At 51.5% G+C, this 25,761-nt stretch carries 26 protein-coding genes and 3 pseudogenes; 16 read left to right on the plus strand and 13 right to left on the minus strand.

What is annotated here, in order from left to right; genetic code table 11:
- The first annotated feature begins 44 nt into the window (after positions 1-44).
- Both OU789_RS04105 and OU789_RS04110 read left to right on the plus strand, forming a co-directional pair.
- Complete coding sequence (locus OU789_RS04105) at positions 45-1,478, plus strand: NAD-dependent succinate-semialdehyde dehydrogenase (protein WP_274653563.1); 1,434 nt, start codon at positions 45-47, stop codon at positions 1,476-1,478.
- A gap of 38 nt (positions 1,479-1,516) precedes the next feature.
- The gene (locus tag OU789_RS04110) at positions 1,517-2,686 is read left to right on the plus strand and encodes a mandelate racemase/muconate lactonizing enzyme family protein (protein WP_274654508.1); all 1,170 of its coding nucleotides are present in this window, start codon (positions 1,517-1,519) and stop codon (positions 2,684-2,686) included.
- Between the two features lie 45 nt (positions 2,687-2,731).
- On the opposite strand, the gene OU789_RS04115 is transcribed toward OU789_RS04110, so the two are convergent.
- Positions 2,732-4,162, minus strand: a complete 1,431-nt coding sequence (locus OU789_RS04115) for a sulfatase family protein (protein ID WP_274653565.1) — start codon at positions 4,160-4,162, stop codon at positions 2,732-2,734.
- Positions 4,163-4,452: 290 nt separating this feature from the next.
- Between OU789_RS04115 and OU789_RS04120 the strand changes: the two genes are divergently transcribed.
- From OU789_RS04120 to OU789_RS04140, 5 genes and pseudogenes are all read left to right on the plus strand, one after another.
- Complete coding sequence (locus OU789_RS04120) at positions 4,453-5,676, plus strand: mandelate racemase/muconate lactonizing enzyme family protein (RefSeq protein ID WP_274653567.1); 1,224 nt, start codon at positions 4,453-4,455, stop codon at positions 5,674-5,676.
- Positions 5,677-5,736: 60 nt separating this feature from the next.
- Positions 5,737-5,916, plus strand: a pseudogene (locus tag OU789_RS04125) (IS6 family transposase); the annotation flags it as partial.
- Between the two features lie 51 nt (positions 5,917-5,967).
- Positions 5,968-6,674: pseudogene (locus OU789_RS04130) on the plus strand (IS6 family transposase).
- 345 nt (positions 6,675-7,019) lie between these two features.
- A pseudogene (locus OU789_RS04135) lies at positions 7,020-7,726 on the plus strand (IS6 family transposase).
- A gap of 372 nt (positions 7,727-8,098) precedes the next feature.
- Positions 8,099-9,088, plus strand: a complete 990-nt coding sequence (locus OU789_RS04140; RefSeq protein WP_274653569.1) for a PAS domain-containing protein — start codon at positions 8,099-8,101, stop codon at positions 9,086-9,088.
- Positions 9,089-9,159: 71 nt separating this feature from the next.
- On the opposite strand, the gene OU789_RS04145 is transcribed toward OU789_RS04140, so the two are convergent.
- The 6 genes from OU789_RS04145 to OU789_RS04170 all read right to left on the minus strand — a co-directional run bounded on the left by OU789_RS04145 (position 9,160) and on the right by OU789_RS04170 (position 14,295).
- Entirely contained in the window at positions 9,160-9,792 is a 633-nt protein-coding gene (locus OU789_RS04145; protein WP_274653571.1) for an exopolysaccharide biosynthesis protein, read from the minus strand.
- Positions 9,789-11,081 carry an MFS transporter gene (locus OU789_RS04150; RefSeq protein WP_274653573.1) on the minus strand — a complete coding sequence of 431 codons (1,293 nt, stop codon included), beginning with the start codon at positions 11,079-11,081 and terminating at the stop codon, positions 9,789-9,791. The genes OU789_RS04145 and OU789_RS04150 overlap by 4 nt, the downstream gene beginning before the upstream one ends.
- 88 nt (positions 11,082-11,169) lie before the next feature.
- Positions 11,170-11,325, minus strand: coding sequence for a DUF1328 domain-containing protein (locus tag OU789_RS04155; protein ID WP_263953714.1), 156 nt, complete (start codon positions 11,323-11,325; stop codon positions 11,170-11,172).
- A gap of 79 nt (positions 11,326-11,404) precedes the next feature.
- Complete coding sequence (locus tag OU789_RS04160; RefSeq protein WP_274653575.1) at positions 11,405-12,232, minus strand: mechanosensitive ion channel family protein; 828 nt, start codon at positions 12,230-12,232, stop codon at positions 11,405-11,407.
- A 9-nt stretch (positions 12,233-12,241) separates the two neighbouring features.
- Complete coding sequence (locus tag OU789_RS04165) at positions 12,242-13,351, minus strand: hypothetical protein (protein ID WP_274653577.1); 1,110 nt, start codon at positions 13,349-13,351, stop codon at positions 12,242-12,244.
- A complete protein-coding gene (locus OU789_RS04170; RefSeq protein WP_446719157.1) occupies positions 13,348-14,295 on the minus strand; it encodes a mechanosensitive ion channel family protein in 948 nt (315 codons plus the stop codon). The genes OU789_RS04165 and OU789_RS04170 overlap by 4 nt, the downstream gene beginning before the upstream one ends.
- Positions 14,296-14,462: 167 nt before the next feature.
- Here OU789_RS04170 and OU789_RS04175 point away from each other — a divergent pair, with 167 nt between their 5' ends.
- The 3 genes from OU789_RS04175 to OU789_RS04185 all read left to right on the plus strand — a co-directional run bounded on the left by OU789_RS04175 (position 14,463) and on the right by OU789_RS04185 (position 16,916).
- Positions 14,463-15,863 (plus strand): mechanosensitive ion channel family protein, encoded by a 1,401-nt coding sequence (locus OU789_RS04175; protein ID WP_274653579.1) that lies wholly within the window; start codon positions 14,463-14,465, stop codon positions 15,861-15,863.
- A gap of 4 nt (positions 15,864-15,867) precedes the next feature.
- Complete coding sequence (locus OU789_RS04180) at positions 15,868-16,671, plus strand: formate/nitrite transporter family protein (protein ID WP_274653581.1); 804 nt, start codon at positions 15,868-15,870, stop codon at positions 16,669-16,671.
- 71 nt (positions 16,672-16,742) lie between these two features.
- Positions 16,743-16,916, plus strand: coding sequence for a PLDc N-terminal domain-containing protein (locus tag OU789_RS04185; protein ID WP_446719163.1), 174 nt, complete (start codon positions 16,743-16,745; stop codon positions 16,914-16,916).
- A 72-nt stretch (positions 16,917-16,988) separates the two neighbouring features.
- Here OU789_RS04185 and OU789_RS04190 read toward each other — a convergent pair whose 3' ends face one another.
- Positions 16,989-17,771: a response regulator gene (locus OU789_RS04190; protein ID WP_274653583.1), complete on the minus strand. Its 783-nt coding sequence runs from the start codon at positions 17,769-17,771 to the stop codon at positions 16,989-16,991.
- A 129-nt stretch (positions 17,772-17,900) separates the two neighbouring features.
- On the opposite strand from OU789_RS04190, the gene OU789_RS04195 reads away from it, so the two are divergent.
- From OU789_RS04195 to OU789_RS04220, 6 genes are all read left to right on the plus strand, one after another.
- Entirely contained in the window at positions 17,901-18,071 is a 171-nt protein-coding gene (locus OU789_RS04195; RefSeq protein ID WP_274653585.1) for a NepR family anti-sigma factor, read from the plus strand.
- On the plus strand, positions 18,068-18,616 hold the full coding sequence (locus OU789_RS04200) for an RNA polymerase sigma factor (protein ID WP_263953707.1): 549 nt from the start codon (positions 18,068-18,070) through the stop codon (positions 18,614-18,616). Before OU789_RS04195 ends, OU789_RS04200 begins: the two co-directional genes overlap by 4 nt.
- Positions 18,616-20,184, plus strand: coding sequence for a histidine kinase dimerization/phosphoacceptor domain -containing protein (locus OU789_RS04205; protein WP_274653588.1), 1,569 nt, complete (start codon positions 18,616-18,618; stop codon positions 20,182-20,184). Before OU789_RS04200 ends, OU789_RS04205 begins: the two co-directional genes overlap by 1 nt.
- Positions 20,185-20,280: 96 nt before the next feature.
- The gene (locus OU789_RS04210; protein ID WP_263953705.1) at positions 20,281-20,475 is read left to right on the plus strand and encodes a CsbD family protein; all 195 of its coding nucleotides are present in this window, start codon (positions 20,281-20,283) and stop codon (positions 20,473-20,475) included.
- 104 nt (positions 20,476-20,579) lie between these two features.
- Positions 20,580-21,038: an MgtC/SapB family protein gene (locus tag OU789_RS04215; RefSeq protein ID WP_274653590.1), complete on the plus strand. Its 459-nt coding sequence runs from the start codon at positions 20,580-20,582 to the stop codon at positions 21,036-21,038.
- Between the two features lie 96 nt (positions 21,039-21,134).
- A complete protein-coding gene (locus OU789_RS04220) occupies positions 21,135-21,857 on the plus strand; it encodes a hypothetical protein (protein WP_274653592.1) in 723 nt (240 codons plus the stop codon).
- Positions 21,858-21,902: 45 nt separating this feature from the next.
- Here the strand turns inward: OU789_RS04220 and OU789_RS04225 are convergent, their stop codons facing one another.
- From OU789_RS04225 to OU789_RS04245, 5 genes are read right to left on the minus strand one after another with little or no spacing between them, the layout of a single operon-like run.
- Entirely contained in the window at positions 21,903-22,991 is a 1,089-nt protein-coding gene (locus OU789_RS04225; protein WP_274653594.1) for an AI-2E family transporter, read from the minus strand.
- On the minus strand, positions 22,984-23,925 hold the full coding sequence (locus OU789_RS04230) for a YihY/virulence factor BrkB family protein (RefSeq protein WP_263953701.1): 942 nt from the start codon (positions 23,923-23,925) through the stop codon (positions 22,984-22,986). Before OU789_RS04230 ends, OU789_RS04225 begins: the two co-directional genes overlap by 8 nt.
- Positions 23,926-23,961: 36 nt before the next feature.
- Entirely contained in the window at positions 23,962-24,798 is an 837-nt protein-coding gene (locus OU789_RS04235) for a hypothetical protein (protein WP_274653596.1), read from the minus strand.
- Positions 24,782-25,180 (minus strand): phage holin family protein, encoded by a 399-nt coding sequence (locus OU789_RS04240; protein ID WP_263953699.1) that lies wholly within the window; start codon positions 25,178-25,180, stop codon positions 24,782-24,784. The genes OU789_RS04235 and OU789_RS04240 overlap by 17 nt, the downstream gene beginning before the upstream one ends.
- Positions 25,170-25,634 (minus strand): hypothetical protein, encoded by a 465-nt coding sequence (locus tag OU789_RS04245; protein ID WP_274653599.1) that lies wholly within the window; start codon positions 25,632-25,634, stop codon positions 25,170-25,172. Before OU789_RS04245 ends, OU789_RS04240 begins: the two co-directional genes overlap by 11 nt.
- Between the last annotated feature and the right edge of the window lie 127 nt (positions 25,635-25,761).

The following is a 25,761-nucleotide window of genomic DNA, read 5'->3' on the forward strand; positions in this document are numbered from 1 at the left end:
CAAAATCAGTCTTGGACTTTGAAATTAAGTAAGTGGAGTTGGTCATGACCCAACACAAAAAAATGTACATCGGTGGTGAGTTGGTTGACGGCGAAGGACGTCTGGATGTGATCAACCCAGCCACCGATGCATGTGTGGCGACAGTCGCTGCTGCGGGTTTGTCAGATGTTAATAAGGCCCTGAATGCTGCGCAGGATGCGGCAGAGGGATGGGCGGCAACGTCGGTCGCCGAGCGACAGCAGTGGATGCTAAAACTGCGTGATGCAGTTATCGAAAACGAAGAGATGTTGCGCGATCTTATCCATCAGGAGATGGGAAAACCGTGGGGCGGCACCCAAGAAGATTTCGATCTATTGGAACGTGCGCTGCAATACTATTCCGAGGAAATCGCGCGCGTTCACGATGAAACTCTATGCGACAGGGAGGGCACCCATGATCACCGTATCGTTCATGAGCCCGCAGGTGTTGCGGTGGCATATTTGGCGTGGAATTTCCCGTTGCTTAATCTGGCCTATAAAATTGCACCAGCAATGGCAGCGGGTTGTCCGATTATCATTCGTCCTTCTGCAGCCACGCCGGTTTCAGCTTACGCCGTAGGCGAACTTTGTCATCAAATTGGCCTGCCAGCAGGTGTTGTTAATATTTTGACGACTGACGGCTACGCTCCGTCTGATGCGCTTGCGGCATCAACTATCCCCAATCTGATTACTTTGATCGGCTCGACGAATACAGGCAAGCACCTGATGAAAGTCGGAGCCACTTCGATCAAAAAGATGTCGATGGAGTTGGGCGGCAACGCGCCCGTGATGATCTATAAGGATGCCGATCTCGATCTCGCAGCCGACATTGTGACAACTGTGAAGTTCAACAATGCAGGTCAAATCTGTGTAGCGCCGAACCGTGTATTTGTGGAGCGCGAGGTCTATGAGGCTTTCCGCGACAAGGTGGTGACGCGCGCCAAGTCCACTAAGGTTGGATTTGACAGAGATGCTGACATTTTGACCGGTCCGATGATTGATGGTCGCGCTTGGTCTCGTGTGAAGGGTCTCATCGACGATGCTGTTGAAAAGGGCGCGATTGTGCGAACTGGCGGTGGGCGGCCTGAAGGGCTGAACAAAGGGCATTTCCTTGCGCCAACGGTGCTCGATGGTGTGACGCCGGAGATGCAAATTTACCAAGACGAGATATTCGGCCCGGTCGTGAGCCTCATCCCCTTTGATGACCGAGAAACGGTTATCGAGCGCGCAAATGACGGAGAAGATGGCGGGCTTGCGTCTTATATTTTCACCGCTGATTTAGCGCTGGCCGAGCGCGTAGCAAAGCGACTTCGCTATGGTGAAGTTCAGGTGAACGGCGTCAAGTATGACATTTATCTACCGCACGGCGGTATCGGACAATCAGGTATCGGACATGATTGCTCGCGGCTCGCTCTAGACGACTACCTCGTTGTTAAACGCATCAGCCGAGGGCTGACCTGATGGAGGATTTCATGAAAATCGAAACGATCACCAACACCTTGAAGATCACGAAGATCACCAGCCATGTGCTACAATGCGACATGCCAGAAGAGCTGGGCTATTCGCAGCAGTATTACGCTAAGCGGACGGCGCATCTCGTTGAGGTAGAAACCGATCAGGGCATCACAGGGTGGGGCGAATGTTTCGGGCCGGGCAATGTGGCGCTGGCCAACAAGGCCATTGTCGAGAAGGTCATCCAGCCGATGATCCTTGGTATGGATGCAATGGACCGAGATGTAATTTGGCACAAAGTTTACAACCTTCTGCGGGACCACGGCCAAAAGGGGATGCCTCTGCAATCTCTTTCGGGTGTTGATATCGCACTCTGGGATATCGCAGGCAAAGTCACAGGCCAGCCGATCCATAAGTTGATCGGCGGAGCGCATCGGAGCCATGTGCGATCCTATGGATACGGTATGATGCTAAAACGCGAGAGTGTGGAGGATCACGTTGCGCGGTTTGTGGACGAGGCCGCAGCGATCAAAGATATGGGTTTTGCCGCGACTAAGATGAAAATCGGGCTGGGCGCAAAGGATGATGTGAAACTCGCGGAAGCCGTGCGACAAGGTGTCGGTGATGATTTCGATTTCATGGCAGATGCCAACCACGCTTATAACACCTCGGACGCCTTTTATGTTGGGCGGGCGCTTGATGAATTTGGTGCTTTCTGGTTCGAGGAGCCTATTGCGCCTGAAGACCTTGATGGCTACCGTGAATTGCGCGCAGGATTGAAGGTTAATATTTCGGGCGGCGAGGCAGAGTTCAACAGATGGGGATGGCGCGGATTGTTGGAAAGCCGCGGTCTCGATATTGCGCAACCAGAAGTGTGCGCTCTTGGAGGCATCTCCGAATATTTGCGTGTTCTTGCATTATGCCACGCGCATTTTACGCCAGTCTTCAATCACGTTTGGGGCTCTGCCGTTGCTGTGGCCACCAATTTGCAACTGCTGGCAGCGATGCCGCCAATGCCGGGTGGACTATTTCCACGAGAGCCTTGGTTAGAGTTTGATACCACCGAGAACCGCTTTCGCGACCAACTTTTGGCCGAACCGCTTGATATACAGGGGCAGGTTAAACGCAATGACGGGCTGATCGCGGTGCCTACGGGGCCAGGAATTGGCGTTGAGCCAGATCGCGACTTTATCAAGGCCTACGAAATAGACGCCTAAGATGCGCAAATCTTTTCTGCGGTCCAGTTTTGCTGGGCCGTAGAATTACGAATTGATTGATGCGGGATAGGGACGTTGCCAGTAAGGATCGTGAAATGGACCGTTTGGAGGAGAGCTGGCCTCTGGAACAGCTTTATCTGAATGGCCATCTACCATCCCTTTGAGCAATGACGTGGACATCAAGCCGTCAAGCTGTGCACGGATGTCGGGCCGTTGATCGATAAGGTTTTCCTGTTCGCCAGGGTCCGCTTCCAGATCAAAGAGCGCTTCGCTTCCACAATAATAGCGAGACAGTTTCCAGCGCCCTTTGCGCAACATCATCCCGCGCGCCGTTACACCAAAAATTGCGCGGTCGGACTTGGCTGTTCCCAAAATACTGCCGCGCGATTGAGCCAAAGAAGGCAATCCAGCCCAAGACAGAATGCTTGGGAAAATGTCGATCAATGAGACTGGCGCATTTTCTACCTTCGGTGTTGGGCATCGGAAATCAGTAACTATCATGGGCACTCTAATCGAAGGTTCGTGAAAGAAGCCTTTTCCCATAAGACCGAAATCACCGAGATAATCACCATGATCAGACGCAAAGACAACAATTGTGTTTTCGAGTTGGTTCGTCTCGCGCAGTGTATTGATCAACATTGCGATGTCTTGATCCAGCCGCTCAACTGACGCGGCATAATGATGCCGTATGGCGCGAATTTGCGACTCGGATAACTCGGAATAGTCAAGACCCGCCCAATCCTGTTTATAACCGGCAACCAGTTCGGGGAGCACTTTATTGCTTTCTTCAGTGCGTTTCAGGGCAGGGGGAAGCAAAGACGGGTCGATGTGGTCGAGCGCGTCGTGAGGTGGGTCGTAAGGACAATGGGGCCCCGGAAAACCAACCATCATTGCAAATGGCCGGTCGTCGTTAAAGCTACGTATATGGGCGGCGGCCTGGTTGGCGACCCAGCGATCAACATGTAAGTGATCGGGAAGTGGGTTGAGTGCGGCTCCCTTGGTTTCTGCATAACGTTCCATGTCATGGCCATGCAGCTTTTCAAATCCTTCGGCGGCTAGGGCATGATGATAATCGTCTCGTACATGAATGTGCCGTTTGTCTTCTGCTATCACGCGATGTTGGAAGCCTTCGCCGATATCCCACGGATAAAAGTGCATCTTGCCTATGGCAGCTGTTTGATAACCGTGGCGTGCAAGATGTTCCGGCCATGTGACAATGCCCATCTCATGGCGGTCGGGGCGCAGCCAACTTGCATTGTTCAGAATGCCAGTCTCGTGAGCAGGTTGCCCTGTTAGCATTGATGCGCGTGCAGGCACACAGATGGGTGACGGAGAAATTGCGGTTTCGTACCGAGTGCCTTGATCGGCCAAAGTATCAATCGCCGGCGTCTGTAAGAAGTCCGCACCGTAACAGCCTAGGAAATCGTGGCGCAGTTGATCGGGGAGAAGAAATAGGATGTTGGGTGCGCGGCTCATTACAAGTCTCCTTACGCGAGCAGGGACGAAACTTATTTAATTATAATATCTTTATACAATTGGAAGAGCGATTGTCTATACGCGCGCCAATTGAACGAGTTCGAGATCGAAACACTCAGAATAGTTGCATGTATTGACCGATTGCACTGGTTTTTGACGCTTTCTCGGTTGTCCGAGGCGTGAAGTGGCGGCCTGTAAAAAGTACTAAACTTGCTTTTGGAATACAAAAATTAGTTAATAATGTACTATTTTTTACATTTGGAACATGATAAGACATGTTATGAAACTAGATGGAGATGTTGATCGTGGACCCTAAAACGACTTCCACCCTCACTGCGCCGGCAAAAGGTGCTATCACCAAAGACACTTGCATTGCCGCGATTGAGCCTATTCTCGCGAGGGTTGGCGGGCGAAATCAACTTCTTGTCCGCGTGGAAACGGAAGATGGTTTGGTCGGCTGGGGGGAGAGCGGTCTCTCAAGCCGAGAGGCGGCGGTATCTGCGACCGTCAAGGATTACGCTGGTTTCTTAATCGGCCAAGATTCGCGCCGTATCGGGCGTATTTGGCAACAATGTTACCGTAGCCAGTACTTCGAAGGTGGACGTGTTTTGACGGCTGCGATCTCGGCGATTGATATCGCTTTGCATGATCTCTTGGGAAAACGTTTAGGTCTTCCTGTGTATCAGTTGCTAGGGGGAAAACAGCGCGACGTAATTCCTACTTTTGCCAGCTTCTTAGCAACATCTGACAAGCAGGCGATCGATGCGACCCAGACGTTGGTAGATGCGGGTTGGGATTGCGTTCGGATTTACCCTTCTGGCTTTGTTAACGAGTGTTTTTTGCCTCGTGCATCCTTGGCAAAAACGGCGCAAACGTTGATCACTTTACGCGAAACATTTGGTCCGGATTTGTGTTTGGGTATTGATCTGCACCATCGATACAGTCCGGCCGAGATTTCTAACTTGTGCGCAAAATTGCCAGCCGGGGTGTTGGACTTTCTCGAAGAGCCGATCCGTTGTGAAAGCCCAGAAGCTTATGCAGCATTGCGCCAGCAAACAGACATTCCTTTTGCTGTAGGCGAAGAGTTCGCTTCGAAATGGCAGGCGGCGCCCTATTTGGAACACGGCCTTACGCAATATATGCGGCTCGATATTTGTAATATCGGTGGCTTCACCGAAGCTATGAAGGTCGCGGCAATGGCTGAGCGTTACTACGTCGATTTGATGCCACACAATCCGCTGGGTCCAATTTGTACAGCGGCCAGCGTTCACATGTCGGCGGCGGTTCCAAATTTTTCTTGGCTTGAGACACGTCAGTCGCCTGTTGAAAATCTGGGCTTCCATGATCCAGAAATCTTTCCTGTTCAAGTAGAGCTGGAAGGGCCTGTTTACCGCGTACCTGACACACCTGGACTTGGTGTCGAGGTCAATGAAGCAGCCATTCGCGCCAGCGTTCCGGAGCATGTGGAAACGCCGCATCTCGTTCGGCCCGATGGGTCCGTCACCAATTGGTAATTGGGCGCTGTCAGAAGAAACTCGGTTGAGACGGGCAGGGCGCTGATTTAGCGTGTGCGGATGACAAAACGCTCCCCATTTCGCTATTTCAAAACCAGCCCTGAGATCATCCGCCTTGCGGTGATGATATATGTCCGGTTTCCGCTTTCGCTTCGGAGTGTCGAAGACTTGCTGCATGAACGCGGCGTCGATGTGAGCCACGAAACGATCCGTTTTTGGTGGAACCGATTTGGTGGCGCTGTCAGAGGAAACTCGGTTGTGAAGCGTAGGGCGGGACATTAACCTCATTCCATGACAAAACGTTCCCCTTTTCGTTATTTTAGAACCAGTCCTGAGGTCATCCGACTTGCGGTGATGATGTATGTCCGGTTTCCGCTTTCGCTTCGGAATGTCGAAGACTTGCTGCATGAACGCGGCGTCGATGTGAGCCACGAAACGATCCGTTTTTGGTGGAACCGATTTGGTCCAATGTTCGCCTCCGAAATCCGTCGAAAACGGGTTCAACAACTGCGGTGTTACTCGAATTGGCAGTGGCACTTGGATGAGGTGTTTGTGAAGATTAACGGCGAGCGACATTACCTCTGGCGGGCAGTCGATCACGAAGGCGAAGTGCTGGAAAGCTATGTCACCAAGCGCGGGATCGCGGTTCAGCCCTTAAATTCTTGAAGAAAGCGATGAAGCGGTATGGTCAGCCACGTGTGGTCGTCACGGATAAATTGCGTTCCTACGGCGCGGCGATGAAAGAAATTGGTAATGCGACTAAGCAGGAATCGGGACGCTGGAAGAACAATCGCGCTGAGAATTCTCATCTCCCGTTTCGACGAAGGGAACGCGCTATGCACCGCTTTCGCAGGATGCGAAGTTTGCAGAAATTCGTCTCCGTCCATGCATCCATTTTCAATCACTTCAATCAGGATCGCAGCCTTTCCCAAAGAGATCATTTCAAGCTGAATCGCACGGTCGCTCTTATCGAGTGGCGGGGTCTTTGCGCGACATAAAGGGCAGCGATGCTGGCCTAGTAGAGACGAGTTCGAATTCGTCTGACAGCACCCACATAAGTGTTTCTTGACAGCGCTTACGGTTCACGCAGGCGGTAAGGTAGATGAAGTGTTTGATCATTTAGAGGTCGGTCAAATGGTAGAAAACGTCATTAACTTATACTAGGAGATTTTCATGGGTGATCCAACTCGATCAAATTCGGAATTTGACATCTATGTACCGGAAAAACCGGATTTCGATCCTATTGATGCAGATATTGAACTATTTGTTTGATCAACCTACCAACAGGAGGTGTCATGGGAAACTCGGTTGTGAAGGGCAGGGCGGCTATTTAGCGTCGAAGCATGATAAAACTATCCCCTTTCCGCTATTTCAAAACGAGCCCAAAGATCATCCGTCTTGCGGTGATGATGTATGTCAGGTTTCTTCTCTCGCTCCGGAATGTGGAAGACTTGCTGCAAGAACGGGGCATCGACGTGAGCCACGAAACTATTCGGTTTTGGTGGAACAGATTTGGCCCGTTATTTGCTTCAGAAATCCGCAAACGGCGGGTTCAGCAACTCCGTTCTTATTCAAACTGGCGATGGCACCTGGACGAGGTTTTTGTGAAGATCAACGGTGTCCAGCATTGCCTTTGGCGGGCGGTTGATCACGAAGGTGAGGTATTAGAAAGCTATATCACGAAACGACGAAACCGCGTTGCTGCCCTTAAATTGTTGAATAAAGCAATGAAACGGTACGGCCATCCGGAGATCGTCGTTACTGACAAACTACGTTCCTATGGTGCGGCGATGAAGGTTGTCGGAAATGCTGCTAGGCAGGAGACAGGGCGCTGGAAGAATAACCGAGCTGAGAATTCTCATCTCCCGTTTCGACGAAGGGAGCGAGCACTGCACTGCTTTCGCCGGATGCGAAGTTTGTAGAAATTCGTTCCGTCCATGCATCTATTTTCAACCACTTCGATGAGGATCGCAACCTTTCCCAAAGAAACCATTTCAAGCTGAATCGCACGGTCGCTCTCATCGAGTGGCGCGGTCTTTGTGCGACATAAAGGTAGCGTTGCTGGCCTAGCTGAGACGAGTTCGAATTTGTCTGACAGCACCGCCATATTTCCTGCGCTTCGCCGAGTTGTCCCTCATCGTCCCCGAACAATATTTGAGTAGGGAAAATTCGGATCACCCGTATTTGAGAACCGATTGTTGAGCATGTCGCGGCGTTTGTTTTCACAGTTAACGTTTGGTCAGCTTCTAGTTCCGTGTACAAATGCTTCTTTTTTAAGACCAAAGCGTATTAATTAGTGCTCTACAATTTTTTATGGGGATTACAGGCGAAGTGGCGCTTATAGTTTTTGTTTTTCACTAATTTCGTGACGAATGCGGTATCTGAGGGTATCGCTATTCTGTTTATGACTGCGAGCAGTATTATGTCCAGAACTTATGATGACACTTGGTTGTGTGAAAAACTCAAGGATCTGCCGTACTCGGCATGTATCACGGATCCAAATCAACCGGACAATCCGATCGTTTTTGTGAATGACCAATTCTGTGAGCAAACGGGTTACACGCGTGAGCAGGCGATCGGACGAAATTGTCGTTTTTTGCAGTGTGTCGAAAGCGATCAGGACGAAGTCCGGCGGATTCGTGAGGCGATTGATGCGGGTGAAGAAGTCTCGGCTGACGTGTTAAACCGGTTTGCCGATGGCGGCTTGTTTTGGAACCGTTTGTCGATCAAGCCGATCCATGACGACGCAGGGCAGATTCAGAGGTTTATGGCTGTCCAGATGGTGCTCAAGGATAATCCCTATGAAACTTTGGCGGAGGACAAACGGCGTTCTGATACTGCCCTTTCCGAACTGCATCACCGCCTTAAGAACCATCTGACTCTCATCCATTCTTCGGTGAGACTCCAGATGCGCGATACTGGCGAGACAGACGGCTTGGTTGGAGTATTGAACCGTATCCAATCGCTACAATCTTTATACTCTGGTATGCGCCAAGGTATCGAAGCGCCTTCAGAATTGGATGACGTCGATTTTTTCAACTATCTGAGTTCAATTTGCACTGCGATTGCTGGGCTTGATGAAAATATTACGTTTGACCAATTAGTCCCTGAAGAGCCGTTGATGATGGACATTGATACGGCCTCACAGGTGGGAATGATGGTTGCCGAGCTTGTGACCAACTCCATGCGCCACGCTTTTGATGACAATGGCGGAAAAATCGTGCTGCGTGGTGAGGTTTCTGATGGCAAGGTGTTGGTAGGGATTGAAGATAACGGCCGCGGACTAGGGGCAGATCAAGAAGAAAAGCTTGGGTCTGGTTTGGGCGGGAAAATTCTAAAGCAAACTGCCAAGTCGCTTTCAGCGGAGTTGGACTTTAATCCAAGCTCAGAAGGTATGTCCGTTTCGCTATAGTTGCCTTTGGATCGTCCGAAGGAAGATGACTAGAGGCATTAACTAACGCCTGAGTTCTACAGAGTTTATTCTTACGTAATTGAGAAGAGCAGCGTGCGACCCAAAGTAATGATCAGCGCGATAGCCGCAGTCAAAACTGTTAGTCCCAATAGAGCAAAAACACCGTCTTTACTGATGAGCGCCAAAGCAAGCATTGCCACAACGCTTGCCAATAGGGTCGAGGTCATTGGCAATAGCTCAAGAAATGGCATCGCAGCACCGCAAATCATGCAAACCAGATAAAGACCGTGTGAGATAGGCGGCTTCGTCAAGAATGCCAGCCGCCGTGTGGTGATCGACTGCACCCAATCCAACGGCGTTTCGATCTGGCACAAGGCGTTGCTCAAGCGATCTGAATCAAATTTGTGGCTGGTCAAGAATTTGGGCAACCAGAGTTCCTCACGGCCCAGCAAGAGTTGCGCAGAGATCAACATGATCATCAAACCGCAAAGCGATGAAAGACCAGGTACACCACTCAGCGGCGTTACGATCACCAAGCTGATGAATAAGAGAACAGGCGTGAAAGAGGCATACCCCAGCCGCTTTATCAAAGCGCCAATCGACGTGATGTCGTTGTCCTGAATATCCTGCACGGTATCAATGATTTCAGATATTTGGTTGTCGTCGGCTTTTTCGTTCGAGGTGGGCTCGTTTGTGTCTATCATTCCAGTTCTGCCTTCTCTGCGACAGGTGACAGGCGGGTTGCTGCGAGTGCTCCTGCTGCTGACAAAATAGCACAAAGGAGCAAAGCCGCATTCGGCCCAGCAAAATGGGCGATTGCACCCAGTCCAAGCCCCGCGACCAGCACACAACCGATAACTGTGTTGCTGAGTGCGGTATAGTCTAATCGCGAGTCGTCGCTGGTCGCATCGGTTAGATAGATTGACCGCCCTGAGCGAACACCCTGATAACAAACTTGCGCTCCGAACATGAAAAGGCCTGCGAGCCAAAGGTTCATCTCGTCAGAAATCGATACCGAATAGAAAACGATCAACGCGTAAACAAGGGCCGCACCAGCACCCGCAAGAATTAGGGAAAGTCGACTGGATTTGTCCGAGATTTTACCCCAGCCATATGCAGAAACAACCGCCGCGAGAGAGGATGCAACAACCAGTGGCCCCAAATCGGTAAGGCTGTTTTCGGACGTGCCGATTGTTGCCATAACGATAAAAGGCGGCGCGAGGGCCGTTGATGTTAATAGTGCGCGGGCGAGAATGAAAACCTGTAGCTCACGATCTTCTAGGAGCGGAGCGAAAAAGTCTTGAAGGCTTTTCCTGCTGTTACTTTTGGGCTCAAATTCACCTTCCTGAAGTGAGAGAAATAGAAACGCTGCAGCTATAAAAAGAGTGCCCGCTAGTAGTATAAAATTCGCTACAATCGTTTGGGAAACACCTCCGTATACCCCAAGTGCAAAGGATGCGCCGTAGGCAAGGCCAAGCGCGGCGGCGATACTTCCTGCTGCACCTTTGACCGCTCCGCGTTCGCCCTGAGCCACGGAACGGGCGAGGGCGTCTTTGTAGGTTGTTGAAGCAATTGAGCGACCAACGGCGAGTACGCCAAGCGCTAGAATAATCGCCCAACCTGCAGTAACGCCATCAAGCAGATATGCCGACAGTCCGATCGCAATCGCCATAGCGCCCTGAATTGCCGCCCCAAAAGACCAGAATTGTTTTCGACGTGTGGATTGCCCAACGATACGGGCGACCAGCAATTGCGGGAGCAAAGCCCCAGCTTCGCGGATCGGAACAAGCGCCCCAACAAGATAGGCAGGCGCACCTAATGCGTTCATGAGCCAGCTTAAAACCAGTTTTGGATCAATCAATGCGTCGGCCGTTTTCGTAGCACTTAACGAGATGATATGGATGACCTTATTGCGCGCCGCGAACTGGCTCCCCTGATCTTGGGGCTGTTCGGCATCTTTTTTTGCCGTGTCGCGCATATCGGGATTGGTCATCGTTCAACGGATCCGATTCAGGAAAAAGCACGTGCAGAATGAATAATTCGGCACGTGCTTCAGGGGAGAGGAGTGCGAGTTGCGGTCGCTATGCTGAGCGGCGGAACAGCGAAAGAACAAACAAGACAAGGAAAACGACAAATAGAACTTTTGCGATAGTTGCAGCGGTGCCGGCGACACCTCCAAATCCGAAGAATGCTGCAATCAACGCAACGATAAGAAACGAAATGGACCAACCAAGCATAATGAAACTCCTATGTTGTTATGATGGTGGTTCAACGCGGTGTGCGCGAAATGGTTCCCAAATTATTAACGTTGACGATTTACCCTGTGGATTGAACCATGGCTGGTGTGAATTCTGGGGTCATAACGATTTCAATTCCCTCTGCGAGTAAAGCATCCCGTCCGCGCTGGGTAAGGTCGGTTATGAAATCGAACTGCTCGCGCATTTCAAAAGGGTAAGCTTTGAGCTGTACTGTCGTCGCGTGGGGTGCATTTTGAAGAATAACCGATACAGGTTTTTCCCAATCAAGATAGGGGCTTGTGAAGGCAATATCACGCAGAAGCTCAACGATGTTGTCAGCGGGTTTATCTGCAGCAATCATAAAGGAAGCGACGCACAACAAGGTGTTTTTCCCGTTGTTGGCATTGATGATATTTTCGTCCCAAATCCGTGAGTGCGGAATGGTTACAACATCATCGTTCGCTGTCCGCAGCTTAATCGAGCGCGTTCCGAGTTCAATTACTTCGCCGTAATCTTGATCAATTCGCACCCAATCACCGGAACGGTAGGGGCGTTCAAAAATCGCGACGAAACCCGCCACCGCGCTTGTTGCCCAATCTTTGACGGCAAAACCCAAGGCGACGCCAAGTGTACCCAGAACAAGCACGAAGTTCTTCAACGTGACGTTAAAGATGAGCGGGACAATCAAACCGACGGCAAAAACAAAAATGGTTACCCGCGCCAACGGCAGGATATTGAGCGCAATCAAACGAAATCGCGCGGGTAGCATCTCTGCAACGCGCGGTATCAGAAAGCGCAAGATCAATGTGCTCGCCAAGCTGACCAAAACGATCATTGCGATCTGGACAAAGGTCCAGACCGAAAACTCGTTGAACAAATTCATCAGCGCTTCGCTGTCGGTGTTCATCTCGGCCCCCTAAAGCTGGTCAGCAGGGAAACCTGCCTTGGTGAGTATGTCGCGGACATGTGGATAGTTGCGGCTGACGATTTGTAACTTGTCGTCCTTAAATTCGACGAGGCCCAAGCGATCCAGCGCGACGGCAAGGCCAACCGGCAAATGCAGAGGCAGCGCTTGAGCAATCTCGTCTTCTGTCAATGGGCCATGGATCAAAAGCGTATGCAGAAGGAACTCCGGCGCACGCTTTAAATGTTCGGGGATATTGGGTGGGGAAGGGTCACAAACCCAGCGTATATTTTCGGTGGACTTGTCATCTTCATCTTGTTTTTCAGAACCGTTGGTTTGTTGTGCTGCGGCGTCTTCAAGCATTTGAAGAGCGGCCCAAGGGCATCCGTTTGCAGTAGCGGCGAGGGCGGCGAGATAGTTGTCTTTGGGGTCTCCGTCATCTTTGCAGGCAAGTATATCTTTTCCGGTTTCTACCGATTTTAGCTGCACCGAGCCGATGTGGTCGGAGATCAGTTGAGCGAGAGATTTGCAATCGTAAGCCGGAAAGCAATAGGCCTCGGATACCACCGCTTGAATGGACGAGGTCTGGGCCAAATAGGTCCAAGTCCAGCTTGACCCAAACAACAACAACTCACCACTGTCTGAGCGCCGCGTTGCGTTTGCAATTTCGCTTAATTGCCGACGAGCGGCGGCGCGAGCTGGAACTGTTCGCCACGCCATTGACGCAAGCGGGATTAGGCTTCGGGGAGTTTGAACTTCGTCAGCGGCACCGTCTTGTTTTAGCGATAGCCCGTTAATCTTTGCCCAATCCTCGACAAAACCTTCAGGCAGGCTCGGCATCGTTACAAGGGCTTTCACGCTCGCATTATCAGTGGCCCCAAGAAACCGAGCATCAAGGAGGGTGCGATAGCGTGCCTCTAATTCTTCCCAAATACTCTGAGGGAGCAGCTGCCCTTGTAAGCCTTCAAGCGTGTCCGGCGCTTCGTCGGCTGGGTTTTGCCCGCCAAAACCGGTCCTTTCTCGGAGCTGTCGAAATCGCACGCGAAGCGAACTTGTCGGGGGCGGGCGGGGCCAGTCAAAGCTGCCGACCTTTATCATTTCGTCAGGAAAACTCTTGGTCATTCGCGGTCCACATGTTGCACTGGCAGCGGTTCTGCAAAGGTCATTGTACGATAGGGGAATGGAATCTCAATCCCTGCGCTATCCAATGCGCTCTTGATTGCAGCAACAACCTGATCGCGGCTTTGGCGCACGTCCAGCGGCTTGGAGCCTGTCCACCATGTCACTTCGAAATCAATTGAAGAGGCACCAAAGGCTTTCGCAAAAATCTCGACCTCGCGCACGTCATTCCGCACCGTGTCGACCTTTCGCACCGCTTCTTTGATCACGTCGCGGGCTGCATCAACATCTTCGCCATATGCCACGCCACAGGCAATTGTTATCCGTCGTAAATCGCGGCTGGTTCTGACGGTAACTGGATTCTGAAACAAAAGGTGGTTTGGAACCACAACGAGCTGGCCGTCAGTTTGGCGAATACGAGTGTCACGTATTGTGATCTCTTCGACTTGGCCTTCGATGCTTTCGCATTCCACGAAATCACCAAGCTCAAATGGTTCGCGAACAAGAATGAGGATCCCTGCGAGGAAGTTTTCAAAAGTGTCTTTGAATGCAAAGCCGATTGCCACAGAACCAAGTCCCAATGTCGTAAGGGCATTTGCTGGCGTGATCGAAGGAAACAAGATCGTTACGGCCATGAGGGTACCAGAAAGCCATATGCCAACAGATGACAGCATCGAGAGCACTTCAATCAAATTAGACCTGAGATGCAGCTTCCTGCCGACACGGGATATTATGGACTTTGCCAGAAATGCGACCCCCCAGGTCACGACAATCACCACCAGCGTAGCAAGTAATTGCGGAAGCATTGCTCGGAGGCTTTCAACCCAACCCATCAACCGTTCGTCAAACTGTGCGGTAACTCCGTCCATGGCATCCCTTCTTACTGGCGGATCGTGGCGCGCATCGATGTTAATGATCGCTTCCTGCGCCAGGTTTGGTTTCATCATCAACGCTTTGCTTGCTGAATGGTTCCCAGAGGTGGTGAATTTCTTGCGATTTTGTCTAAATACGACCCCGCAAGAAGTAGAACGTGATTGCTCATCAGGAAAGTTCCTAACGAAGCCGGGAACCAAATGCTGTATTGCTGAGTTAGTACTCTAAGGAGAAGCTCGGGATGTTGATGAAACTTCGGTTGATGATGGTTTTGGGGATGTGCGCGGCCCTGATGTTTGGCGCTGCGCCAACCGCATTCGCGCAGAGTACAGAAAGTGCGCGCGCGGCTTCTGCAGATGTTGAAGAGGGTGAAGTCGTTGATGCGGAGCGATCGGTCTCTGTTACCGGTGGTGTTCGCGACGACCAGATAAGCAATAGGTTGGCGGGAATATTGGATGCGACTGGCTGGTACAGTGGTGTTCAAATCGATGTCGAAGATGGCATCGTATTCATGGACGGACTTGCGGTTTCTTCGGAACGGCAAAAATGGGCGGGTGAACTCGCGGCGAAAACCGATGGAGTTGTCGCGGTCGTTAATCGCTTAAAAGTAGCGGGGGCAGACGAATTTTCGGTGGACCCTGCGTTGCAGGAGCTTTCAAGTCTTTACAAAAAAGCCATCGCGGCAATCCCTTTGGTCTTACTCGCGCTGCTCATTCTACCATTGGGTTTCTTTCTGTCTGTAATGGTGGCGCGATTGTCTCGCTGGGCATTGCAGGATCGTCTGAGCTCGCCCTTTCTTGTTGATATCGTCGCGCGGTGCATTGCCCTTCCAGTGTTTTTGGTTGGGCTATACATCGTTTTGCAAATCGCGGGGCTGACGCAACTGGCGATTTCCGTGCTTGGGGGCGCTGGTGTGTTGGGGATCGTGATCGGTTTTGCCTTTCGGGACATCGCCGAGAATTTTCTTGCCAGCTTGTTATTGAGTTTAAGACAGCCCTTCCGTCGCGGAGATCTCGTGAATGTGGACGGCCGCCAAGGTGTGATCCACAGTATGAACACCCGTAGCACCGTGCTTGTCTCTCCTGAGGGCAACCACATTCAAATTCCTAATGCGACGGTCTTCAAATCAACGATCGAAAATTTCTCTGCGAGCCCACACCGGCGTGGCGAATTTGATGTCGGAATTGGTTACGACGCGGCGATCAGTGAGGCGCAAGAGATTGTTTTGAAAGAGCTTCTGGCGCATGAGGCAATCTCAACCGATCCTGAACCAATGGTGCTGGCCGAGGCGTTGGGCGCATCGACGGTCTCGCTTCGGGTGTACTACTGGTTTGACGGCGCCAACGTCTCTGCGCTTAAAATCAAGTCTGTTCTCATGCGGCGCGTGAAGAAAGCACTGCTTGATGCGGGGATCAGCATGCCGGACGAGGCACGTGAGATCATTTTCCCCGAAGGTGTTCCGTTTACGCCGGCAGCGGCTGTGCAAGATGCCACTGTTTCTGCGCCGTCACACGTAAATGAAAGCGAAGAGCCGGACCGCTCAATCGTTGATGAGGATTTGAGGAATGAGACCCAAGACCTCGACGAGCAGATGCAGGTGAGTATCGAAGGCGACGATGATGGCGATTTGTTGAGAGGGTAATCCAGTGAACAAAGATAACAACGAACAGGCCATTGAAGAGGCCAGCAAGCTTGATGCAAAAACGGTTTACGAGGTCATTTGCCGCGACGGCGAAGAGGAGCTTGAACGGCCGGTTGGGTCTCTATTCTGGTCTGGTGTCTCTGCGGGTATCGTTATTAGCTTTTCTGTACTTGGCGAGGCAATCCTCCGCAGCTTCCTTCCGGATGAGCCGTACAGCTATTTGATCGAGAACCTCGGCTATTCTCTTGGGTTTGTTGTGGTGATCATCGGGCGAATGCAGCTTTTTACAGAGAATACGATCACAACCGTTCTACCGTTCTTGCAGCAACCAAGTTGGTTTATTCTGAGACGGATTGGCGTGTTGTGGGGAGTTGTATTATTTGCAAATGTCGTTGGGGCATTTGTGATTGCGGCGTTCTATGCCCATAGCGGTGCCGTTAGCGGCGAAATCCTAAATTCAATTGAAGAATTGTCTCATCACGCAACTGGTATGCCTGCGGCCGAAAGCTTTGTCAGAGGGATACCAGCGGGTATTCTTGTTGCTTCAATCGTCTGGATGCTTCCGGAAGCAAAGTCGTCTTCTCTGTCGATTGTCGTCTTGTTTACATGGTTGATCGCGGCCGGAGACTTCACGCATATCGTGGCGGGTTCGGTTGAAATGGCATTCTTGATGGTAACTGGCGATTTGGAAGTGGGGCGCGCTATTTTCGGGTTCTTTCTCCCAGTACTTGCCGGAAACGTAATTGGAGGCACAGCAATCTTCGCGTTCTTGGCATGGGGTCAAGTGCGTCGGGAAATGAGCCATTAATCTGCAGACGCACGTAACGCGGCTGGAACTAAGATGAAATTTCGAAAGGGAAGAACATGAACACAATGCAGATGACACTCGGCGGCGCCTTGGTTTTGGCGTTGGACATTTACGCTTTGTATAACGTCATGTCGTCGGATGCCTCAGCTGTCGGGAAGGTTTTGTGGGTGATCCTTATCCTGCTGTTGCCAATTTTCGGTTTTATTCTTTGGCTCTTACTCGGTCCGCGGACAAAGGCTAGTTAATCTCGCGGTCGCGCTAGCATATAGGCAGCATAGGGGCGGTGAGTAGCGCCCCTTTACGCGCAACTACTGGTTTTAGGACTTGAGCGTTTGTGTCGAAGAAAAGAACAATGCCTGTGAGATTGCCGAGAGTACCTGTTCCGGGCGGAAAGGCTTGGTGATCAAGAACGCTGGTTCCGGCTTTTCACCCGTCAATAGACGTTCTGGGAATGCAGTGATGAAAATCACGGGCACATCCCCATGAGCCTTTAGCAAATCATTTACAGCATCAATTCCGGAGCTGTCATCGGCAAGTTGGATGTCGGCTAGTACAAGGTCTGGTTTTCCGTCCGTACCAATATCAACTGCCTCTGCTCTTGTTTGGGCCACACCGAATACGCGATGCCCTGCATCCGAGACGATGCCTTCAAGGTCCATCGCGATGATTGGTTCGTCCTCGATAATAAGCACCGAACCACGGGCCGCAGCGGCGAGTTCGTTTTGGCCAATGCGGATCAACTCTTCCGCTTCGGATTGGCTGACACCAATGATCTCGGCCACTTCTTCGGTTGTGAATTCTTCGAGTGCATGGAGCAGCAGCGCTTCCCGGGAATTTAGAGCGAGTTTCGAAAGATGCTTTTGGGCCCGCACTGCGATGCCCTTTTCCTCTTCGTCTACCGGCGCACCGGAACTGTGCCAGATTGTGTGGAACATGCGATATAAGGCGACTTTGGCTGCGCCTGCTTCGGGGATCGATTCCGGGTCGGCGATCATCGCCTCAAGAACCGCCGCTGCGTATGCATCTCCGGCAGATTGGTTGCCTGCGAGGGCACGGCCATAGCGGCGCAAATAAGGAATGTGAGTCGCAATATGATCCATTTTGATGGTCCTGCTAAAGGCTAGTTAAAATTAATTTCACATTAATTGGGTTCTGTTGGGAACCAAGTTCTACTCTGTACGTTGTCTTTATGATATCGCGGTTGGAGTGCGGATAATAGAGTGAAATCAATGCCCGAAGAGCCCAAACCATCAAATCAATCAACCGATTTGATTGATGACAATCTTAAAAAGGCGTTCCGTGAAACGCTAGATGAGGGCGTGCCGGATCGCTTCAAAGACTTATTGGATCAATTGAAAAAATCTAAGTCCGACAGCCGCTCGGAGGAGTCATCTAAATGAGCGACTCTGATCCTCGCGACGCGGTGTTGGAGCATATTCCTTCGCTGCGCGCCTTCGCACGTAGCCTTACCAAGGATCCAACACGTGCTGACGATCTTGTTCAAGAATGCTTGGTCAAAGCCATCGGAAACTTCGATAAGTTCCGTGAAGGTACAAATTTGCGTGCGTGGCTTTTTACGATTCTGCGCAACGCATTTTATTCTGAGCGCCGAAAGGCCGTGCGCGAAACCGACGATCCAGAGGGCGAATTGGTTGCCAGCCTGTCGGTTAAGCCCGACCATGACGGACGGCTTCAGCTCACTGAATTTCAAGCAGCATTCCAGCAATTGAAAGCCGAACATCGCGAAGCTCTAACCTTGGTTGGCGCCTTGGGGATGTCATACGAAGAAGCCGCAGAGGCGTGCGAAGTTGCATTAGGAACAATGAAGTCCCGTACAAACAGGGCCCGTAAAGAGTTGGCTCATCTCATGCAGCTTGATGAAGGTGCCGCGACCGAAATAACGGACAGCCAAACCATGTCTGTTGTTAACCAATCAGGCGCATAGTGGCGCCGCGTACGCGCTATATCATGGGATCCCTGCAAAGCAGGTTTCAGGCGATTTACCTGATCGTTATGGCGCCCATCGCAATTCTGGCGAGCTATTATCAATATAACTTGGCAGAAACACGCTACAGTTCCCGCGAGCAATCAACATTGGACAGCGTGGAGCGGTCCTTCGTTGACGTAACTTCCGCATTCGAGCAATCCAAGTTGTTGATGAATCTGATGTCCTCCGCTGCAAGCGAGGATTTGCCGCTGCCGGACCGGTGCCGCCTCCTGAACCAAGCGGTTGACGACGCTTCTTTCACCGTATTGGCCGCTGGAATAGCATCGGTCAGCCCTTCAGAGAGCTGTCTTTGGGGGGGCAATGTAGAAGGGCTCGCGGATGTCGATTTGTTATCTGGAAACCGCGAAGACATCGTAACAGTGGAGAATAATCATCACCTGACGGTCCGGCGCTCCGTTGGAGATGAAGTTGCTTCTCTGGCATTTGATCCCGGTGAAGTGGACCTCCCAGAATGGGTGACGTCATATGGCTTTCTCATGACGAGTGATCCGAATGCGGATGAGGCTTACCAAGGGCTTCTCGCAAATGCGCCTTGGTTGATGGATATAGATGCGCGCGGCATCGTAAAGAACAGCATTGACGAGAGCATCGTTCTTTTGCCGCAAACAACGCTTGGTGTGCGTACGTTTGCGAGCCTTTCTCCAGAAATCTTGCGGCCTGCCACATACCTGATTGTTCTTAGAGCAAGCTTTGGACCGTTTCTTTTGCTGGCGATTGCTTTGCTGATCGCCGATTTGTTGGTGCGCCGCTTGGTGTTGCGTGACATCAATTTGTTGTCGGATGAGATGCATGGCTTCATGAATAGTCGCACCTTGCCGCAAACAGAGAAAACCCCCTCCGTAACAAACGAAACAGCACAAATGCGCAAGGAGTTCTCCCGCCTTGCACGTCAATTGCTATGGGAAGAGGCCGAAGCCGAGAACCGGATTCGCAATGCGAATGCGTTGCAGAGAGAGATTTTCCACCGTGTTGGCAATAACTTACAGGTGGTGCAATCTATCATGCGTTTGCATTCCAGTAATGCCAAAACGCCAGAAGAGGTCGCGCTGATCAAACGCGTGTCTGTGCGCTTGCGAATTATCAGCATGGTTCATGAAGTTCTACATCGAACAGTTGATGCGCCTGTTTTGCCTGTTGGCCCGGGCATTGGGCACATGATTCAGAAATTGCGCCGAGAAGAGATAATCTCTGAAAAACTTCATATCGCCGAAGCGTATGATGACGTGTCGGTCGGCGTAAATCGGGCCTACACCCTTTGCTACCTTATCGCTGAGACACTTGTGCATTTTTCGAACGCCGGCGCGACTGCGCTCAACGTCCAAGTCAAAGACGCGGGTGAAAAGCTGTGCTTGAGTATTTCTGCGCAAGAAGCAGACGATATGATCACGGATCCGGTCGGTGCACGTCTTTGCGAAGTATATGCGCGTGGGCTCAAAGCCAAAACGAACCTTGCCTCAACCGGAACCGAAACTTCGTTTGAGGCGGTTTTCCCCAAGGACATTTAGCCCCTCACTTTTGCGCAAAATTATTTTTCATTTTCTTGGAACCAATTTGCCCAACTCACGTTGATCTCTTGAATGCAAAAACGAAAGGAGACCGTTATGAACTGGGACCAAATTGAAGGTAAATGGAAAGAACTCAAAGGCGATCTACAAGCGAAATGGGGCGAATTGACCGACGATGAAATCGACCAGATCGACGGTGATCGCGAACAGCTTGAAGGTAAGCTTCAGCAGAAGTACGGCAAGACCAAAGAAGAGGCTCGAGAAGCCGTAAATGAATGGCTGAATAGTTAAGAATAGCCGCAACGTGCTGTCGCATAGTTCAAATTGCCAACTTCGAAGGGCGCAGGTGACTGCGCCCTTTGTTATGTCCGGTCATCTTTTCTTAGGTTGTGTTTATGCTTGATTTGGAAACGTTTCTCTTTCGATGTTGTGTTGCCCTCGGGTTGGGATTGCTCGTGGGGCTTGACCGAGAGTTCAAGCACAAGCCTTTGGGCTTGCGATCTTATCTGCTGGTCAGTTTAGGGTCTGCTGCCTTATGTATGATCTCGCTCAACATTGCCGAGAATGCTGCAACCGACAACTATGCGTTTGATCTCTCGCGCGTCGTGGCGGGCGTTGTTGGCGGCATCGGGTTCTTGGGCGCCGGTGCGATTATGTCCAACCGAAGTGATGGAAAACTGCGCGGCGTTGGTAGTGGTTCGTTGATCTGGGTTGTTGGCATAATTGGCATAGCTGTTGGCTTCGGATACGTGAAAGAGGCCACGAGTGTGACGGTGCTGGCCTTTCTTGTTCTCACCATCGTTGGCTGGCTGCGAGACCGCTTTGAGCTTCAAAACACAGATGAGGAGAGTTGAGCATCTCTGATGCTTTGTCCTAACCTACTAAGATTTTTTGACCCGAGCACATCGTTTGGGGCCGCTTTAGATGCACTTAAAAGAAAGTGAAATCCAATGAAATACCACATTTCCGCGCTTTTGACTTTGGTTTTGGCAATTGCCTTTGCCATTGCACCGCTGCTGACGAGCCCGTTTTCCGGATTTGACTCTGAGCAGCTCCCGATCCCGCAAATTGATCCGCCGATACAACCAGCTGGCTATGCTTTTGCAATCTGGGGCCTTATTTACATATGGCTCATCGTGTCGGCTGCTTTCGGGTATCTTAAGCGACGGGAGGACCCGGAATGGCAACGCGCGCGCTTGCCCTTGAGTTTTAGCCTTGCCATCGGAGTGCCTTGGCTTGCGATTGCAAACACGAGTGCGATTTGGGCGACCATAACGATCTTTCTCATGGCGTTGGGGACCGTCGTAGCATTGCTCCATGCACCAAATCGAGATCGCTGGATGTTTCAAGCGCCTGTCGGAATTTATGCTGGCTGGCTTACAGCAGCGACATGCGTGTCGCTAGGAACAACCATGGCTGGGTATGGCGTGTTTCTAGGCGCTCTGGGCTGGACCTACTGTGGAATAAGTCTCGGCCTGATTGCATCTGTTGCTGTGTACAGGCAACGGCCAAATGCCCCAGAGTACCTGATTGCTGTGATCTGGGCGTTGGTCGGGATACTGGTTGCCAATATGCCTCAGGACGTGATGTTGAGTGGATTTGTTGTGCTCGGTATCTTGGTTTTGGGCGGGTTGGTATTGCGTGAGGAACTGTTCACCAAAGAGCATTCTTAAATAAACTTAGCCGCCGTCAAAAAGTAGATCGGTTTGGTCGCTGTATTAAGCGGCCCCACCGTCTTTCTTAAACTGTTCATTTGCTTCGCCAAGGAACAATGCGATCGGGCGGGTAGAAGGGCTCTGATCCAGTAGGACTTTTGCGGTGATCAACAGCGGTACAGCAATCACCATACCCACCACAGACCAAATCCATGCAAAGAATGCCACTGTAATAAACACAACAGCCGGATTCAGCTTTAGCCGGTTGGAGATGATGTAAGGCGTTACGAATTGCCCTTCGATTGAAGTCAGCGCCATGTAAGTTGCGAAAATCAAGATCGCCGACCAAGCAGTGTGAAATTCGTTAAAACCAACAATCGCTGCGAGGAGCGCACCAAAGATTGCGCCGATGTAGGGCACGAAGTTTAGCGTAAATGCGATTACTCCAAACATATACGGATTTGGTAAGCCCCATGCGGCCATTGCCAATCCGATGACAACGCCAAGTCCCAGATTTATTAAGGTTATTCCGCCGAGATATTGGCCAAGTTTCTGAGCAACCGTCTGAACAATTTGAACGGTTGCGCGCTTGTCCGCGAAGTTGGGCATGCATTCGACGAGCTTGCGTTCGAAGGTTGATCCAGATGAAACTAGGAAAAACAACAGGACAATCGTCAGGACAATCTGGCCAAGCAGCACCGGAGCAGAGGTTACAAGCGAACCGAGGAAGCTGGAGTTTTCGACAACTTTAACCTCCATCGCAGGCACATCTTCTTTGCCTGCCACGGCCTCTTGCGCGGCTTCGGCGGCGTCGCCAATTTTATCAAGCGTTTCGGCCGCAGCATTTGGTGTATTGCGCAGTTCGTTGATCATTGCAGGAAGGTCGTTCACCAATTGCGATATCGGATTACTGAACGTCCAAACAGCAATAACAATGGCCACACCCGCAGCGAGGCAAACCAAAAATGCCGTAATGCCGTTCGGAATCCCGACTGACATTGCCTTGCGTTGAACAGGACGCAAAATCAATGATCCAAGAAAGGCAGCTACAAGCGGGATTAGGAAATCACTGGCCCATTCCAGAAAGAAAACCGAAATACAGAGAAAAATGCCAATTTCGGCCCATTTGGGTTTGCGTGTTTGCTTAGGCATCACGTGCCGGCCCGAGTTCGTCAGCTACAACAGCGCCGCGTGATCCCATAGGTTTCTCTGGGCCTGTGGTCGTATCTTCGCGTGTTTGGTGTTCCATTTCCGCATTTACCTTGCCGCCGATTAGTATCGCCATTGCTGAGATCCAAAGCCACATCATGAGGACAATTACACCACCAATCGCACCGAAGCTTTCATTGTAGCTGGCGAAGTTCTGGACATAAATGGTGAACCCGATCGAGGCGATAAGCCAGAGAAGCCACGCCACAATCGCCCCAGGGGAAATCCAACTCCAGCGCGCGTTGCTCCGCGCAGGGCCAAGACGATAAATCAACGATATGCTCGCGATAATGAGAGCGGCCAAAAGCACCCAAGTCAGGAGTTGCGTCGCCACTTCTGCGATTGGTGTTAGTGCGGCAAAGGACAGCAAAACCGGCAAAGCAACAATCGCAAGGACAGCGGCCAGTACGCCAACCATAATTATCAACGTCAGCCCGACAGATACAGCACTCCGAAGGAAAAAACTCCGCTTCTCCTCTTCCTTGTAAACGACGTTCAATCCGTCGCAAAGCGTCGCTACTCCGCGGGACGCAGACCATATCGCAAGGAGAACGCTCAGGAGCAAAGTCAGCTCAAGCCCGCCAGCAAGAGTGACGGACTGAGCTTGATTGCGAAGGATCTCTACAACGTCTGGCGGGACCACGCCTTCTGATGCGTCGAGTTGCTCGACTATTACCGATGTATCTAACACAAGACCGCCAACCGCGAGAAGCGCTGTAAATGCAGGGAATAGCGCAAGCAATCCAAAGAACGCCACGCCAGCAGAAATCAGGCTGATACGATCAGAACCGAAGCTTTTGACAATCCGCGAGCCAATATCCATCCATCCCGCGCGCGGGAATTCGGTGGGGTTGGCTGCGTCGCGGCCTCGGGACATGTCGTCTTCTCCTGTGTTTCTGCTGTGGGTGTTCATCTAGCCGGCGTCGCCGGATGTCGCACCTTGGATGGCGGTGTTGCGCTCTAAGCGGGCGCGTTCGAGCTCTTCTTCAAAAATCCGATCGGCTTCTTCAAATACGTCGAATTCCAACTCTTCTTCCTCGTCCTGAGACTTGCGCATATAGAGCGCACCGGCGATGGCAGCACCAATTGCAAGGGCAACCCCTCCGACAATCATCGGATTTTCAGTTGCGAAATCTCGGCTTGCGCTGCCTGCGTCACGTAGCTTTCTTTGTCCGGTTTGGGCGGCGTTCAGTGCCTTTTCACGAGCCGCGATCACACGATCACGCGCTTCTTGAGACAACTCCTGCGTTCCTTCGCTCAAACGCTCTTTCAAACTCTCGGCTTGATCGCGTAACGCGCCGGCTTTGTCGGCAACGGTGTCCATCGCGTCGGCGGCTCTGTCTTGCGCGCGTTCAACAACATTTGGCGTGCGAGGCGAAGAATGGGCGGCAACCATCGCAGGTGTGTCGAGGTTTGGGTCGCCCTCGGCCACTTTCGGCCCGTTATATGCACCCATCGAGCGGCGAGTTGGCGAAGGTGGTTCCGTTTTCTTTGACCGATCAGGCTCGGACAACAACCAACTCAGACCAGCGCCGATAGCTGCCGTTGCTAGCGGGTGAGCTTCCGCGTTGCGACCAAAGCGCGCCAAAACCTTGTTAATTGCGTCTCCAGTCACCGCATTAAGATGATGGCCAGCTTCAGCTTTAAGGCCATCAACTGACATTCGGTCATTCAATGCGCTTAGCGAATGTTCAAGTTGGCGGCGCTCGCGTTCTACATCGGATTTAAGGGTTTCAAGATCTTGTGTCATTCGCGGCCTCCTTTAAAACGGCGGTGTCTCTGCGGATGCGTTCTGCGGTGCGGGCAGGTGTGTTCGCGGCATATTTCAGGTCGCGCTTTGCCTTCATGATCAAAATTAGACAAAAGACACCGAAAAGAGCGGCTACCAGAAGCGTAGCCCAAACAGTGCTTAGCCCGTTCACAACCAATGCTGTCACGAGGGTTCCGGCCAACAGATTCAAGGCGATGATGCCCATCACAGCGGCGGCGACGAGGAGCCCAATCGCTACAGCGGCACGGTTTATACTGTCGCTGATCTCGGCCTTGGTTAGACGCAGCTCTTTTTGAATGAGTTCATACCCTCGGCGAAGAACATCGGCGATTATGGCAAATGTGGAAGTCTCAGGAGTCATGATTTTTACCCGATTTTGTCATGAGGCGCGCAGCGGCAAATCCAAGCAATGCGGCCCCGCCTGCAAACAATAATGGATTGCGGCGCGCGAGGTTTGAGACATCGCGAGAGATTTGTCCCAAGTCTTTGTCTCGAATTGCATCTGAGGCGTCCGCGAGGCTTGCGGCAAGCTGTCCGAAAGTTCGCTCTTGAAACGAACCGTCACGTAGAGACTCCGCAGCGTCCCTTAATGTGCTTGAAGCGCGCGAAGTTGTATCTGAAATTGCATCAGCCGTGGCTTCGGCGGTATTCTTTGCGGAATCCGTGATTTCAGCGGCGCCTTCTTTCAGACTCTCAACAGACTCCTTTAACGCCGCGCCTGTGTCTTCGACCGCTTGGTCAATCTTATCTGCTTTCGCCTTTTTTGGCGGCGCTTTTTTAGTCTTTGCAGCAGTCTTTTTTGGAGACTTGGTCATCTTCTACTCCTGAAAATTGGCATCGGTTAATGTGCTTGGAATAGTCGCGCAGCATTCGCTGCGCGACTATCGGGGGCTTGAATGGGACCCATTCTAAAGATTGGGGAGATTAGGTCCGGATTGGGGA

The organism is Halocynthiibacter sp. C4 (genome assembly GCF_028823805.1).
Lineage (GTDB): Bacteria > Pseudomonadota > Alphaproteobacteria > Rhodobacterales > Rhodobacteraceae > Falsihalocynthiibacter > Falsihalocynthiibacter halioticoli.